Here is a 13,983-nt window from a genome sequence, read left to right as displayed (position 1 = left end):
CCGTGATATTGAAGGTGCATGTTGTGCGTTTGCATCGATTCGTTTTTGATTAAGAGGAAACAAAGATGGAAACATTATTACCATTAATTATTCAGCTCATAAGTGGTGCCGTTGGCGGTAACGTTGCCGGTGGCTTATTTAAAAACATATCGCTCGGCACGCTAGGTAATTCACTTGCCGGTATTGTTGGCGGTGGTTTAGGCGGGCAAATTTTAGCGATGCTTGGTATGGCGACAGGATCCGGCGGTATGGATCTTGGCAGTATCATTGGCAGTGTTGCGAGTGGTGGCGTCGGTGGTGGTGTGTTATTAGCTATCGTCGGTATACTGAAAAACTTGTTGAGTAAATAATACGGTAAGTTATCGCAGACATTACTACCGCTTATAATGTTGCGAGGGATAATACAGCATGACTAAATAAAACGGCACTGAGTTAAATCCTAGTGCCGTTTTATTTAGTCATGCTGTTATAGAAGGCTCAATTGTCTAGAGTTAAAAGCGATAGGCGATGTTTAAAGAAGATGATGTTGCCATTACATCATTTAGCTCGGCGAAGTCTTCATAATCAGACGTTGAGCGAAACGCGACACTTAAATCGAGACTCACCTGTGGCCAGTGATAGCCAATTCCTCCGCCCAGTTGAAAGCCGCTAAAATCCTCTTCAAAAGACGCAAGTTCCATTGTCTCCGAATAAAAGCCAAGCAAACCATAGGCTTTAAAACCGTTGTTTCGCAAACCAGTACCAGCGAGAAGTTGCAGTTCGAGACCCGATAACTCAAGATCAGACAAATCATCGTGTTCAGTATCGTAAAGGGCCGCTCTAACAGCGATGTGATCAACTGACGCATAAGTCAGTGATAGGTTATAGCCGTAAAATTCATCTTCTGCATAGTCATTGTCATCGGGCTCTATGGTCAAACCATAGCTACCAATCCCTACTGCCCATGATGCGTCATATATTGGCTGATGTTGAGTTGTTGGCTCAGCGGTCGCGGTAAAAGACGATAACGCTGCACAGGTTAGAAGTGAGTAAAATAGGGGTTTCATTGATTAGCTTCCTTTCTTATTGGTAATTATGCATCGCCCAAGGTAATGGTAATCACATCTTAGCGCAAGTATTGGGTTTTGTTTTAACGTTAAATTTATCAAATTAGCTGTACTCAACGCGCAGGGGGTAGCTTATTAACCCGCCAGTATAAAGGCCAGCTAAATGCGATGAATCCTTCGTTTGTATTAGTGTTGTCCGCTTTGTAACAGATGCTGAGGAAACTGTAACAAGGGGGTTTAAACTAATGTCGTTTCTCTATATAATCAGCGCCAAAATTATAGTCGTTAAGTGCGAGCCTTGTATTTTAACTTCAGGTTAGGCACTTAGTTCATTTCAAAAAAGCAATTGGGAAACACCATGAATTTGCATGAGTATCAAGCGAAACAATTATTCGCTGAATATGGTTTACCAGTTTCTGAAGGTTTCGCATGCGATACCCCTCAAGAAGCTGCAGAGGCTGCTGATAAAATCGGCGGTAATATGTGGGTTGTTAAAGCTCAAGTTCACGCAGGTGGTCGCGGTAAAGCTGGCGGTGTTAAGCTAGTTAGCTCGAAAGAAGAAATCAAAGAGTTTGCACAACACTGGTTAGGTAAAAACTTAGTTACTTACCAAACAGATGCAAATGGTCAGCCGGTAGCAAAAATCTTAGTTGAAAGCTGTACTGATATCGCTAATGAATTATACCTAGGTGCAGTTGTTGATCGCGCGACTCGTCGTGTTGTATTTATGGCTTCAACCGAAGGTGGTGTAGACATCGAAACCGTTGCAGAAGAAACGCCTCACTTAATTCACAAAGCTGCTATCGACCCATTAGTTGGTCCACAAGCATATCAAGCGCGTGAGTTAGGTTTCAAACTAGGCCTTAACCCAACGCAAATGAAGCAATTTGTAAAAATCTTCATGGGCTTAGGTAACATGTTTATCGATCACGATTTCGCATTACTAGAAATCAACCCGCTAGTGATCACTGAGCAAGGTAACTTACACTGTTTAGACGGCAAAATTGGTGTTGACTCAAACGCCTTATTCCGTCAACCAAAAATCCGTGCAATGCACGATCCTTCACAAGAAGACGAGCGTGAAGCACACGCAGCTCAGTGGGAATTAAACTACGTAGCCCTAGACGGTAACGTTGGTTGTATGGTTAACGGCGCTGGTCTTGCGATGGGTACCATGGATATCGTAAACCTACACGGCGGTAAGCCAGCTAACTTCCTTGATGTTGGTGGTGGTGCAACGAAAGAGCGTGTAGCAGAAGCATTCAAAATCATCCTTTCTGATGACAACGTAAAAGCAGTACTAGTAAACATCTTTGGTGGTATCGTTCGTTGTGACATGATCGCTGAAGGTATCATCGCTGCTGTTAAAGAAGTTGGTGTTAAAGTACCTGTTGTTGTGCGTCTTGAAGGTACTAACGCAGAAGCTGGTCGTGAAGTTCTAGCTAACTCTGACGTAAACGTAATCGCTGCTGAGTCTCTAACTGACGCGGCTGAGAAAGTTGTTGCTGCTGCGGAGGGCAAATAATGTCTGTATTAATTAACAAAGATACCAAAGTAATCTGTCAAGGTTTCACTGGTGGTCAAGGTACTTTCCACTCAGAGCAAGCGATTGCTTACGGTACGCAAATGGTTGGTGGTGTATCACCAGGTAAAGGCGGTCAAGAGCACTTAGGTCTTCCTGTATTCAACACCGTTCGTGAAGCGGTTGAAGCAACTGGCGCTACAGCGACTGTTATCTACGTTCCAGCACCTTTCTGTAAAGATGCGATCTTAGAAGCTATCGATGCGGGTATCGAGTTAATCGTTACCATCACTGAAGGTATCCCTACGCTAGACATGCTTGACGTTAAAGTTAAGCTAGAAGAAACTGGCGTTCGCATGATTGGTCCAAACTGTCCAGGTGTTATCACGCCAGGCGAATGTAAGATTGGTATCATGCCAGGTCACATCCACAAGCCAGGTAAAGTAGGTATCGTATCTCGCTCAGGTACGCTTACTTATGAAGCGGTTAAGCAAACTACCGATGCTGGTTTTGGTCAATCAACGTGTGTTGGTATTGGTGGTGACCCAATTCCAGGTACTAACTTCATCGACGTACTAGAGATGTTTGAAAACGATCCACAAACTGAAGCAATCGTAATGATTGGTGAAATTGGTGGTACGGCTGAAGAAGAAGCAGCAGAATACATTAAAGAAAATGTAACTAAGCCGGTAGTTTCTTACATCGCTGGTGTTACTGCTCCTCCAGGTAAGCGCATGGGGCATGCTGGCGCTATCATCGCTGGTGGTAAAGGTACTGCTGATGAGAAATTCGCAGCCCTAGAAGCGGCAGGCGTTAAAACTGTACGTTCTCTTGCTGACATCGGTTCTGCACTAAAAGAGAAAACAGGTTGGTAATTTGATTACCGCGCATAGGTTGATGATTACTGTGGTGGTTAGCAACCTATAGCATACTGTTTTAAAAAGGTCGCATTAGCGGCCTTTTGTTTTTGTTAAATTGAGGAATAGTTATGAATCCTATTATTGCCTTACTTAAACAAGAAAATATCAGCGACGAAAAAATCGCTGCGTTATTCGAGCAGATGACTCAAAACCCACTAATGGCAATGGCGAGCATTGCGGAGCTGGGCATCGAACAAGAAAAACTGCAACCTGTCATGATGCAAGTAATGACCAACCCTAGCCTTATCAGTGACGCTGTGAAAGAGTTGGGATTAGATGAGCAAGCGTTAGAAAAAGCCAAGCAGACACTGCAACAGCCGCGCTAGCCTTGGCTCATGGCGTTATGGCGTCTGGCCAGCACCAATCACAAGAGCACAGCGCTGTAGCTGTTGTAAATGTAAAAGGACCTAACACGTTAGGTCCTTTTTTAATTGTAGGGAAACTAGTTAGCTAAAACGACGCTTATTGTTCTATGCGCAGCGCTATTTGACTTTGCCTTAGATAGCATTAGGATGACTAGAGGAAAGCGGCATACGCTCGCTTAGGGTGAGTAAAATTTACTCAGCTATGTCACAACCATAAATAGGTCTGACAATAAAACAAGGTTTCAATATATGGAAATAAAGATTGATGATTTATCGGGTGGCGAGGTGATCAAGCTACTCGAAGAACACTTAGCTGATATGTACGCAACATCACCACCCGAAAGCGTCCATGCTTTGGATATTGATGCCCTGAAGTCACCTAACATTACCTTTTTTAGTGGTTGGTTTGGCAGTGAACTACAAGGTTGTGTTGCGATAAAACAACTAACCCCGGATCACATCGAATTGAAATCGATGAGAACATCGAGCTCTGCTCGTCAATCGGGTGTTGCTACTAAGCTTTTAACGCACGCGCTAAATGTGGCTATTGAACGGGGATATCGGCAAGTCAGTTTGGAAACGGGAACTCAAGACTTCTTTCGACCGGCCCGAAACCTGTACGAAAAATTCGGTTTCACTTATTGCGGACCATTTGCACACTATAAACACGATCCGCATAGTCACTTCATGACAAGACATTTGCAAGACAAACTGATATAACAACATTTAGTGGTCATAAGTTCGGTGACAGAAAGCTTTATCACCAACGAAAAAATCCACAAGGCACCTAAAATATCGTTTTAAGCGGCGCCATAAAATGTTGATGCCATACCGGTAAGGGTGCAAATGTCGGTGAATATCCAAAGAAGAGATGAATGAATAGATACAGCAATTTAAAAGTACTGCCGTTTATCCAGTTAATATTATTCAGTCTTTGTATCGGCATGTGTTATTACGCATTTTCAATCACGGCTATCGGTATAACCGCAACGGTTGATGCTACAGCGTGGCTTAAGATGGGTGTTAATAGCCATGTAATCCATATTATCAAGAACTTCTTTGCTCTTGGTATCGCCGCCTTGATCCCTGCATTATTGATTTATCACTACGAAGTAGCAAGAAAATGGCTGTGCCTTGCGTTGACGGTTATGTTTTCTATGATGTTTCACGGCAATATTAACGCAATGCCTCTCTCTCCATATGGTCTGCTCAGATTCATTGAGCAAACATTAATAAATGGCGATGTGGGCGCGGTTGGTGTGTTTTTTGAAATTTTAATATTACCAATTATTTGGGTTGCAGTGTTCAATTGGATGGCTCGATTTAACATTAACAACAGCGCGACTAAACAGGTAAATCAACTGTAACTGTTTAAATACACGGATATCCACCATGTCGTAAGGGGATTATTTTCATTCTGGTCACAGTGGATATAAAACGCATTGCGTTTGTTTATTTTTATTTGTGCATACCCCGAATGGGGTAATTGTTATCTGGGTTGCGAATCCAAGCTAAGCCATTTGCTAACGCCGTCAACTCGGGTCTAACAAAGGGGTTGTTGGATATATCAACCACGTGAACCTTGCCTTCGTTATTAACCACAAACAACCCAGGTTCTGCAAACGGGTGATCTGTTTCTTGTGGCGATCGCGGATCTGAAATGTACAAACCAAGCGCCTTCATTTGCTCAAGTGTTAAGCCATAAGCAATAGCAAAGCTAATATTGAGTTTTTCCATATGGCTTTCCAGCTGTTCCTTGCTGTCGCCTGATATGGCAATTAGATCAACACCAGTATTGGCAAAATCTTCCCTTAAGCTTTCGAGTTGGTTTAAATATCGAGTGCACAGCGGACAATGTTGACCTCGATAAACAACCACCATAGTCCAGTCTAAGCCATTTTCCGGCGTTGATAGCGTTCTCACTTCGCCACTTAGCAGTGTCGCCTCAATAATGGGAAAGTCAGATCCCGCATGCAATTTGTTGGTGAAATCTGCAGTCATGATATCTCCATAAAAAGTGTTTATTAACGATCGCCTAAAAGCGTTTATAGTCATTTTTCTGTGTATAGGGAGTCAGCTCGTTTATCGGTTGTCGATAGAAAAAAACTTACTCCATCGTCGAACATTTATGCCATCAAAGCTGTGTTAAATACTAGGAAGGTCTGCGGATTTATCAATCAGTATACTTTTAGTAACCTAGTGTGAAAAAAACGGTAGTAATTTAAAAGTAAAATAAAAACAAATACTAACGAACAACAAAGGTCGCGCATAAAGAAGATAAAAATGACACCGCGAACACACAATGCTTGTTACTCAGATGTTAGTTGGTGTTATACACTTGGTTAGACATTTGTTTCAATCAGTTATATTCTGTTACCACCATCCATAACGATATAAATTATACCGATGAAAAAATATATAGCTTTATCCGTTAGTGCCGCGCTTTTGGCTGCTTGCGGTGACAATAACAAGCAACAAAACAACGTACAAACGCAGGCCAGCGAACAAGTCGTAGAGCAAAAACAAGACAATCAAGATTCTCAGCAAGCAAGTGCTAGCTCTGTTGGTAAAGCCTTTGCCCTTAAATATCCAGAAACCCGCAAAGGTGAAGTGGTTGATGTGTACTACGGCACCGAAGTGGCCGATCCGTACCGTTGGTTAGAAGATGATCGCAGTGTTGAAACCGGTAATTGGGTAAAAGCGCAAAACGAGGTAACCTTTGATTACCTTGAACAAATTCCATATCGCGAGCAACTGAAACAACGTTTACAAGAGCTGTGGAACTACGAAAAAGTCAGTAGCCCATTTATCGAAGGCGATTATCAGTACTACTATAAGAACGACGGTCTTCAAAACCAATACGTCCTGTATCGCCAAGATGCAGAAGGCAATGAACAAGTATTTCTCGACCCAAATACTTTTAGCGAAGATGGCACCACATCAATGTCGTCAATTAGCTTTTCAAAAGACGGCTCTCTGGCTGCTTACGCAATCTCTGAGGGCGGTAGTGATTGGCGAAAAATTATCGTTATCGATACCGCGACAGGTGAGCAAGTTGGCGACACGTTAGTTGACGTTAAGTTTTCAGGCATTTCTTGGCGCAACAACGAAGGCTTCTACTACTCTAGTTACGACAAACCAGAGGGAAGTGAGCTTTCGGCAAAAACCGATCAGCACAAACTGTACTTCCACAAGCTAGGTGAGCCGCAAAGTAAAGACGTTTTGGTATTTGGTGGTACGGATGCGCAAAAACGTCGCTATGTGTCAGGCCAGGTCACAGAAGACGGTCGTTATTTACTGATTTCGGGTGCTGTATCGACCTCGGGCAATGACCTGTACTTAAAAGACCTAACCAAACCAGATAGCCCATTGGTGACAATTTTAGATCACAACAAATCAGATACTTATTTGTTAGATAGCGACGGCGAAACACTTTATTTGGTGACCAACTTAGATGCACCTAATATGAAGGTCGTTAAGGTGGATGCTAAAAACCCAACCAGTGATAACTGGCAAGACGTCATCGCTGAAACAGAACACGTGTTATCGCCGACCGTTGGTGGTGGTTACATCTTTGCAGAGTACATGGTTGATGCCATTTCTAAAGTGTATCAATACGATATGAATGGTAAGCAAGTACGCGAGATAACACTTCCAGGTGTTGGTACGGTACGTGGCTTGACGGGTAAAAAAGATCAGCAATCGCTGTACTACTCATTTAACAATTACACCACGCCATCGACAATCTATGCGTTTGATACAAAAACTGGTGATTCATCGGTTTATATGGCATCAAAAGCGAAAATAAACAGCGATGAGTTTGTGTCTAAACAGGTATTTTACACCTCAAAAGACGGTACCAAAGTACCGATGATCATCAGCCATAAGAAGGGTTTAAAACTCGACGGTAGTAACCCGACTATTTTATACGGTTACGGCGGCTTTAATGTCAGTTTGACACCGAGCTTTTCTGTTGCCAACGCGGTTTGGATGGAGCAGGGCGGTATTTACGCTGTCGCAAATTTACGCGGTGGTGGTGAATACGGCAAGAAGTGGCATTTAGCTGGAACGCAGTTGAAAAAGCAAAATGTGTTTGATGATTTCATTGCTGCCGGTGAATACCTGATCAATGAAAACTATACCTCAAGTGATTATCTCGCCGTTCGTGGCGGTTCAAATGGTGGCTTGTTGGTCGGCGCGGTGATGACTCAACGTCCCGATCTGATGAAAGTAGCCTTACCTGCGGTTGGGGTATTGGATATGTTGAGATATCACACCTTCACCGCTGGTGCGGGTTGGGCATACGATTACGGTACATCCGAGCAAAGTGAAGAAATGTTTAAGTACTTGTGGGGATACTCGCCGGTTCACAACGTCAAGGCAGACATTGAATATCCTGCAACCATGATCACCACAGCGGATCATGACGATCGCGTGGTACCCGCACATTCGTTTAAATTTGCGGCCCAACTGCAAGCAAAACAAGTGGGCGATGCACCAACTTTGATTCGCATTGAAACCAATGCCGGTCATGGGGCGGGTACGCCAGTGAGTAAAAGCATAGAGCAATATGCAGATATCTTCGGCTTTACCTTGTACAACATGGGGATAGAGTCGTTAGACAAGCCAAGTAAATAAGCGTTGTAAACGCTAGTAAGGCCGCGCATTAGCGCGGTCTTTTTTTTTTTGCGGTTGCCTATTTAAATCGAGGTTAAAAAGTCGATTGCGGCAATATCGAGGGAAAAGTCGCCCTGTTGTTTGTCGGCGATTAAAAAACCGACTTGTTCCACCCGCGCAAAACTCAATTGCGGACCATTGCTAATGGGGCGCCCTCTAAACTGCAAGTTAAAATCTTCAGCCCGCAAGGTGACGGTTTGCCAGGAGTTAGCTTGGGTCATAAATTTCGCCACGTAGGCGGGGCCGTCATAGCTGGCACTCATGCGCAGTCGAAACTGATAAGTGTTGCCATCACCTCGAATGCGAAGTTGCACGATATCACTGGCAGAGGTGGGCCGTAACGGGGTTCTCACCGACGCAAAACCGCCATTATTATCAAGCGACACACGTCCCGAGAATTGCATGTGATCGCCGTTTACTGCAATGCTACTTTGCGACAAGCCACCCATCACGCCATCATTAACAACGCGCCAAGGCAGAGAGGTAATGGCGTTTTGTTGCTGGGCAAAGCTGTTAGCCATAAAAAACAGTACCAAATAAAGTAGCGCGACAAGTGTTTTCATAGTTATATTTACGACCGTTCACCATTATTGGATTGCTTTACATGAACAAGCGGTGCGCTAAAACAACAATTGCTCGTTAATTTTAACGTTAATAATAGCAGTAAAGCATGGCGAGGCACCTATCATGTGCTATAACAAGAATCACATGAAGGGTTTCGGTCATACCTATTTACTTACGACAGGTAGCTCGTTTGGTTATCACAAAGCCATCAGTTGTAGCAAAAAATACAAAAATTCCGCGCAAGTGGTGGTGTTTTTGCTAGTTTTTATTGGCGAATCAATTAACCGGATATTTTAATTTACTGCGCAGTTGATATAATGCGTTGTTATTCTAAATATCACCCATTTTATTTCAGTTTTTTCAGAGGCTTTCTTGATGTCGGAAACATCTAACCGTGCGAGTAACTTTATCACCAATATTATCGATGCAGATTTAGACAGTGGTAAACACACCAGCATTCAAACGCGTTTTCCTCCAGAGCCAAATGGCTATTTGCATATTGGTCACGCAAAATCGATTTGTTTAAACTTTGGTATCGCAAATGATTATCAGGGCAAGTGTAACTTGCGTTTTGACGACACGAACCCTGAAAAAGAAGACATTGATTATGTCAACTCGATTCAAAAAGACGTGCAATGGCTCGGTTTTCAGTGGGATGGTGACGTTCGCTATTCATCTGACTATTTTGACCGTTTGTACGGCTATGCGGTAGAGCTAATTGAAAAAGGCCTAGCGTATGTCGACTTTTTAACGCCTGATGAAATCCGCGAATATCGCGGAACATTGCAAAAGCCCGGCAAAAATAGCCCATACCGCGATACATCGGTAGATGAGAATTTAACTCATTTTGAAAAAATGAAAAATGGTGAGTACAAAGAAGGCGAGTGTTGTTTACGCGCAAAAGTGGACATGGCATCGAGCTTTATGTGTATGCGTGATCCGGTACTTTATCGAGTAAAATTTGCTCATCACCATCAAACCGGTGACAAATGGTGCATTTACCCAATGTACGACTTTACCCATTGTATTTCGGATGCAATTGAAGGCATCACTCACTCGTTGTGTACCTTGGAGTTTCAAGATAATCGTCGAATTTACGACTGGATCATTGAAAACATCTCGATTGAATGCACGCCACGTCAATACGAGTTTTCTCGCCTTAATCTTGAATACACGGTAATGAGCAAACGAAAACTCAATACCCTAGTTGAACAAAACTTGGTTTCTGGTTGGGATGACCCGCGAATGCCGACCATAGCGGGCTTTAGACGCCGTGGCTACACGCCAGCATCGATCCGCGAGTTTTGTAAGCGCATCGGTGTAACCAAAATGGATAACACCATTGAAATGGGCGTATTGGAGTCTGCTGTTCGCGAAGACTTAAACGAGTCAGCGCCGCGTGCTATGGCTGTTCTCGATCCGATTAAAGTGGTTATTGAGAATTACCCTGAAGCTCAGGTTGAAACCCTAAACATTAAGAATCATCCAAATGATGAGTCACAAGGCTCTCGTGAAGTGCCATTTAGCCGTGAGCTATATATTGAAGCGGAAGATTTTCGCGAAGAAGCCAATAAAAAATACAAGCGTTTGGTATTAGATAAAGCCGTGCGTTTGCGCGGTGCCTATGTCATCACTGCTACTCGCTGTGATAAAGACGACGAAGGTAACGTAACGACTGTTTACTGTACGTATGATCCAAATACCTTAGGCAAAAACCCAGAAGACGGTACAAAGCCAAAAGGCGTTATTCACTGGGTTAGTGCAGAGCAAAGCTTACCTGCAGAAATCCGATTATATGACCGCTTATTCACCGTACCTAACCCTGGCGGCGAAGAAGACTTTACCAAAGTGATTAACCCTGAGTCGCTTGTGGTACTGAGTAATGCTCGTGTTGAACCATACTTGGCTCAGGCCAAACCAGAGCAGGCATTCCAATTTGAACGCCAAGGTTATTTTTGTTTAGACAACAAAGATGGCTCTGCCGACAAGTTAGTCTTTAATCGCACCGTTGGCTTGCGCGATACGTGGGCCAAGATTGGCGACTAAATATTTGTAGCGCAATCTAATTGCCCTCGGCGATGTCGAAAGAATAAAAAAGAGATCCGATGAGATCTCTTTTTTTTTGCTCTGTTAACGTTAAGTGCAGCTTGAACTATTTAGTTTAACGTTCAACCATGCATCGGTAAGCTACATAATAAAAAAGGGAGCTGACGATTCAGATCCCCAATAAAGCATCAGTTCAATCTTGGCAGGGTTACCCTCCGCCGATTGCCAAGGCTTTTTTCACCGAAACGCCTTGCTTAATAAATTTAGCCGACTGCTTGGCAGTAAAACCTGCGCCATACCATTTAAGTATGGTAGCGGGCTTTTTAATACCCGATTTTATCCAATTCTTTGTCAATGTTGGTGTCAGGCCATTTTTACGAAGCTCTTTGGCGTCAGACGGAGAGATCCCGAGCACAGACCACTCTTGCTTCTCTTTACTACTAAAGCCGTGCCAAGGGTCTTGGCTAGCACAGGCTGTCAATAACAGCGCAATTACGGTTATAGCTACTGCCAGTTGTTGCTTCATAAGTCACTCCTGTTTGTGAATGGGTGAAAAATGCAACGTTTTATCAACGTAAGTGGTATGTGTGAATTGATTAGATGCTGACAAACTTAGTTACGTCACTCGCCTTGACTTCGCCTTATTACCAATACAAGGTCACCAAAATTCGCACACTAATATCAAGTTATTATGTACCATGCTGTTGAGAACACAAAAATTTAGTAAATGTTGCTTGGCGAACAATGCCGCAGAAACGTATTACAAGTTTGATATGATGTGTAGCAACCACTTGTTAACACCGCAATTGTCGAAGACTGCTGTTGCGGACTTGTATGGTAGAGAGCCATGGAGTTGTGTCAAACGTCATCGTAGGTGTACATTAATTCAAGGCTCTAATAAAAGTTATATATACGTGATGGTTGGCTATTGGCACATTTGCGCTTGACGGTTAAATAGCGTAAGTTATTGAATAAAAAGTAATCATTTACAGCTGCTGTGAGCGAACAACGGACGTTTAGATTGTTGTTGAGTATTAATAATAAAGAAAAAGGGATTTCCATGAAAAAATTATATAGCCTATGCTTAATTGTTGCTTTGGTTGGTTGTGACGGCGATAGCAAGCCAGAGATACTAGCTCATAATTACGCAGATGAAGCTGCAAAAAAATGTATTACCTCTCTGTATGAAGAAGGTGAAGTAGAGAACTTTGAAGACATCACCTCTTTTTATTGCATTGGAAACATACTGTCTACAGAAGATTTTGCGATGCTTACCAATTTAAAAGAATTGGCTTTAAGTCCTGAATCTGACTCACCTTATGAGTTCTATTTTGATGGTTCCTTTATGCCTCAAGTAGAATATTTATCCATTCTAAGCCACGATTTAAAAAGCCTTAATTTATCGAGTAACGAATCTTTAAAGGAATTAAGATTACACGGCGTAACTGGCTTAGTTGAACTTATTACTGATAACAATAGCTCTTTGAAAAACTTAAAAATTTATCAATCCTCTATTTCCAAAGTAGATTTAAGTCAAAATGTGAATTTATCCACTTTTGAAGCTGAGTATCATAATTTAGACAATATTAATTTGAACAATCACGCAGAATTAGAAACAGTTACAGTCAGTCACGGTAACCTAGAAACGTTGACTATAGATGCTCCTAAGTTGAAGCGTTTAAAGCTTGATTCAAACAATATTGAAACTATTGATACAAGCCTATCTCCATTGCTTGAATACTTAGTCCTAGCAAGCAATAAAATTAATACTGTTAATGTAGATGCGAATCAAAATCTGAGAACTTTATCGTTAGAAGATAATCCTCTTTCAGACGAAACAATTTCTTATTTAAACTCTATTGAATGGATTGGCAATTTAACTTATTGACCTAAAAGTTTATCAGATTGCCCCGTTAGTGCCGATAAAGCAATTGGTCGGCTAATGGCACAAAGCTGCCGGTCAAGGCACATCGAAATTGAAGGAGATCCCATCCAAAAGCATGATGGGATGACGCTGAATTGTTTTAATTATTTGAGCGACTCTGTCTGGCACTTTTCGGCCGGTCAAGCCACATCGAAATTGAAGGAGATCCCATCCAAAAGCATGATAGGATGACACTGAATTGTTTCTAATTATCTGAGCGACTCTGAATGGTACAAATCGACCGTACAGAGTCACCTTGAAACTCAATAATTGACACTAAATTACGCTTTTTTTGTAAAGTGATATGCTGTGCAGAAGGTATTTATCAGGCGTAGAGGGAATTATTAGTCAGACAATCAATGGGCTCTAGCTTTAAAGAAAAAGTGGACATGAAAGTCCACTTTTCGTTAATTTTTGTGTTGTGGTATGACGCTTAGAGTTGTGATTTTCGGTATGCTTCACAGGCGACTTCATCTTCGCATTCGCCGTACAGGTATAAACTGTGATTGGTGAGCTTAATCTTGTTTCGCTTAGCAATATCCAATTGACGTTGCTCAATTACATCGTCTTCAAACTCGACTACTTTACCACACTTTAAACACACCAAATGGTCGTGATGGGCTTTATGAGACAGTTCGAATACTGATTTGCCACCTTCAAAATGGTGACGAGTGACAATGCCAGCGTCATCAAACTGGTTTAACACGCGATAAACGGTTGCCAGACCAATTTCTTCATGTTGCTCAAGCAATATTTTGTAAACGTCTTCAGCACTAATATGTTGATTAGTTGGCTGTTGTAGAATTTCGAGAATTTTAACTCGTGGCAAGGTAACTTTCAGCCCAGCTTTTTTTAATTCTTCGTTTTGATCTGGCATAGTCAATACTTCTTTATAAATCGGTAAGAAAAGATTATAGGG

14 protein-coding genes are annotated in these 13,983 nt (G+C 42.3%); 9 read left to right on the top strand and 5 right to left on the bottom strand.

All coding sequences use genetic code 11. The features are described 5' to 3' along the window. The first annotated feature begins 65 nt into the window (after window positions 1–65). Window positions 66–350 carry a hypothetical protein gene (locus ACAY30_RS09385; protein WP_290251116.1) on the top strand — a complete coding sequence of 95 codons (285 nt, stop codon included), beginning with the start codon at window positions 66–68 and terminating at the stop codon, window positions 348–350. Between the two features lie 141 nt (window positions 351–491). Here the strand turns inward: ACAY30_RS09385 and ACAY30_RS09380 are convergent, their stop codons facing one another. Continuing rightward, a complete protein-coding gene (locus tag ACAY30_RS09380; protein ID WP_290251115.1) occupies window positions 492–1,046 on the bottom strand; it encodes an outer membrane beta-barrel protein in 555 nt (184 codons plus the stop codon). A 358-nt stretch (window positions 1,047–1,404) separates the two neighbouring features. Between ACAY30_RS09380 and sucC the strand changes: the two genes are divergently transcribed. The 5 genes from sucC to ACAY30_RS09355 all read left to right on the top strand — a co-directional run bounded on the left by sucC (window position 1,405) and on the right by ACAY30_RS09355 (window position 5,220). After that, complete coding sequence (sucC, locus tag ACAY30_RS09375) at window positions 1,405–2,571, top strand: ADP-forming succinate--CoA ligase subunit beta (protein ID WP_290251114.1); 1,167 nt, start codon at window positions 1,405–1,407, stop codon at window positions 2,569–2,571. Further along, a complete protein-coding gene (gene sucD / locus ACAY30_RS09370) occupies window positions 2,571–3,443 on the top strand; it encodes a succinate--CoA ligase subunit alpha (protein ID WP_290251113.1) in 873 nt (290 codons plus the stop codon). The genes sucC and sucD overlap by 1 nt, the downstream gene beginning before the upstream one ends. Before the next feature lie 113 nt (window positions 3,444–3,556). Continuing rightward, window positions 3,557–3,814, top strand: coding sequence for a DUF2999 family protein (locus ACAY30_RS09365; RefSeq protein ID WP_290251112.1), 258 nt, complete (start codon window positions 3,557–3,559; stop codon window positions 3,812–3,814). Window positions 3,815–4,102: 288 nt separating this feature from the next. After that, on the top strand, window positions 4,103–4,573 hold the full coding sequence (locus tag ACAY30_RS09360; RefSeq protein ID WP_290251111.1) for a GNAT family N-acetyltransferase: 471 nt from the start codon (window positions 4,103–4,105) through the stop codon (window positions 4,571–4,573). Between the two features lie 155 nt (window positions 4,574–4,728). Then, window positions 4,729–5,220, top strand: a complete 492-nt coding sequence (locus ACAY30_RS09355; RefSeq protein ID WP_290251110.1) for a hypothetical protein — start codon at window positions 4,729–4,731, stop codon at window positions 5,218–5,220. Window positions 5,221–5,311: 91 nt separating this feature from the next. Here the strand turns inward: ACAY30_RS09355 and ACAY30_RS09350 are convergent, their stop codons facing one another. Next, window positions 5,312–5,854, bottom strand: a complete 543-nt coding sequence (locus tag ACAY30_RS09350; protein WP_290251109.1) for a peroxiredoxin-like family protein — start codon at window positions 5,852–5,854, stop codon at window positions 5,312–5,314. Between the two features lie 405 nt (window positions 5,855–6,259). Between ACAY30_RS09350 and ACAY30_RS09345 the strand changes: the two genes are divergently transcribed. Then, window positions 6,260–8,491: a prolyl oligopeptidase family protein gene (locus ACAY30_RS09345; RefSeq protein WP_290251108.1), complete on the top strand. Its 2,232-nt coding sequence runs from the start codon at window positions 6,260–6,262 to the stop codon at window positions 8,489–8,491. A 62-nt stretch (window positions 8,492–8,553) separates the two neighbouring features. Here the strand turns inward: ACAY30_RS09345 and ACAY30_RS09340 are convergent, their stop codons facing one another. Continuing rightward, window positions 8,554–9,093, bottom strand: coding sequence for a CIA30 family protein (locus tag ACAY30_RS09340; protein ID WP_290251107.1), 540 nt, complete (start codon window positions 9,091–9,093; stop codon window positions 8,554–8,556). 376 nt (window positions 9,094–9,469) lie between these two features. Between ACAY30_RS09340 and glnS the strand changes: the two genes are divergently transcribed. Continuing rightward, window positions 9,470–11,140: a glutamine--tRNA ligase gene (gene glnS, locus ACAY30_RS09335; RefSeq protein WP_290251106.1), complete on the top strand. Its 1,671-nt coding sequence runs from the start codon at window positions 9,470–9,472 to the stop codon at window positions 11,138–11,140. Between the two features lie 208 nt (window positions 11,141–11,348). Here the strand turns inward: glnS and ACAY30_RS09330 are convergent, their stop codons facing one another. Beyond that, window positions 11,349–11,666: a hypothetical protein gene (locus ACAY30_RS09330; RefSeq protein WP_290251105.1), complete on the bottom strand. Its 318-nt coding sequence runs from the start codon at window positions 11,664–11,666 to the stop codon at window positions 11,349–11,351. Between the two features lie 534 nt (window positions 11,667–12,200). On the opposite strand from ACAY30_RS09330, the gene ACAY30_RS09325 reads away from it, so the two are divergent. Next, window positions 12,201–13,028 carry a hypothetical protein gene (locus ACAY30_RS09325; RefSeq protein ID WP_290251104.1) on the top strand — a complete coding sequence of 276 codons (828 nt, stop codon included), beginning with the start codon at window positions 12,201–12,203 and terminating at the stop codon, window positions 13,026–13,028. A 469-nt stretch (window positions 13,029–13,497) separates the two neighbouring features. On the opposite strand, the gene fur is transcribed toward ACAY30_RS09325, so the two are convergent. Then, the gene (gene fur, locus ACAY30_RS09320) at window positions 13,498–13,941 is read right to left on the bottom strand and encodes a ferric iron uptake transcriptional regulator (protein ID WP_290251103.1); all 444 of its coding nucleotides are present in this window, start codon (window positions 13,939–13,941) and stop codon (window positions 13,498–13,500) included. Window positions 13,942–13,983 lie beyond the last annotated feature (42 nt).

This window comes from Thalassotalea ponticola, from assembly GCF_041379045.1.
Lineage (GTDB): Bacteria > Pseudomonadota > Gammaproteobacteria > Enterobacterales > Alteromonadaceae > Thalassotalea_A > Thalassotalea_A ponticola.
Note: the sequence above shows the minus strand (reverse complement) of the source record. Positions and strands in the feature narration are given on the sequence as shown.

Excerpts from the sequence above, each read along its gene's own strand:
- ACAY30_RS09385 (WP_290251116.1), top strand. The coding sequence starts at position 66 with ATGGAAACATTATTACCATTAATTATTCAGCTCATAAGTGGTGCCGTT.
- ACAY30_RS09380 (WP_290251115.1), bottom strand. The coding sequence starts at position 1,046 with ATGAAACCCCTATTTTACTCACTTCTAACCTGTGCAGCGTTATCGTCT.
- sucC (WP_290251114.1), top strand. The coding sequence starts at position 1,405 with ATGAATTTGCATGAGTATCAAGCGAAACAATTATTCGCTGAATATGGT.
- sucD (WP_290251113.1), top strand. The coding sequence starts at position 2,571 with ATGTCTGTATTAATTAACAAAGATACCAAAGTAATCTGTCAAGGTTTC.
- ACAY30_RS09365 (WP_290251112.1), top strand. The coding sequence starts at position 3,557 with ATGAATCCTATTATTGCCTTACTTAAACAAGAAAATATCAGCGACGAA.
- ACAY30_RS09360 (WP_290251111.1), top strand. The coding sequence starts at position 4,103 with ATGGAAATAAAGATTGATGATTTATCGGGTGGCGAGGTGATCAAGCTA.
- ACAY30_RS09355 (WP_290251110.1), top strand. The coding sequence starts at position 4,729 with ATGAATAGATACAGCAATTTAAAAGTACTGCCGTTTATCCAGTTAATA.
- ACAY30_RS09350 (WP_290251109.1), bottom strand. The coding sequence starts at position 5,854 with ATGACTGCAGATTTCACCAACAAATTGCATGCGGGATCTGACTTTCCC.
- ACAY30_RS09345 (WP_290251108.1), top strand. The coding sequence starts at position 6,260 with ATGAAAAAATATATAGCTTTATCCGTTAGTGCCGCGCTTTTGGCTGCT.
- ACAY30_RS09340 (WP_290251107.1), bottom strand. The coding sequence starts at position 9,093 with ATGAAAACACTTGTCGCGCTACTTTATTTGGTACTGTTTTTTATGGCT.
- glnS (WP_290251106.1), top strand. The coding sequence starts at position 9,470 with ATGTCGGAAACATCTAACCGTGCGAGTAACTTTATCACCAATATTATC.
- ACAY30_RS09330 (WP_290251105.1), bottom strand. The coding sequence starts at position 11,666 with ATGAAGCAACAACTGGCAGTAGCTATAACCGTAATTGCGCTGTTATTG.
- ACAY30_RS09325 (WP_290251104.1), top strand. The coding sequence starts at position 12,201 with ATGAAAAAATTATATAGCCTATGCTTAATTGTTGCTTTGGTTGGTTGT.
- fur (WP_290251103.1), bottom strand. The coding sequence starts at position 13,941 with ATGCCAGATCAAAACGAAGAATTAAAAAAAGCTGGGCTGAAAGTTACC.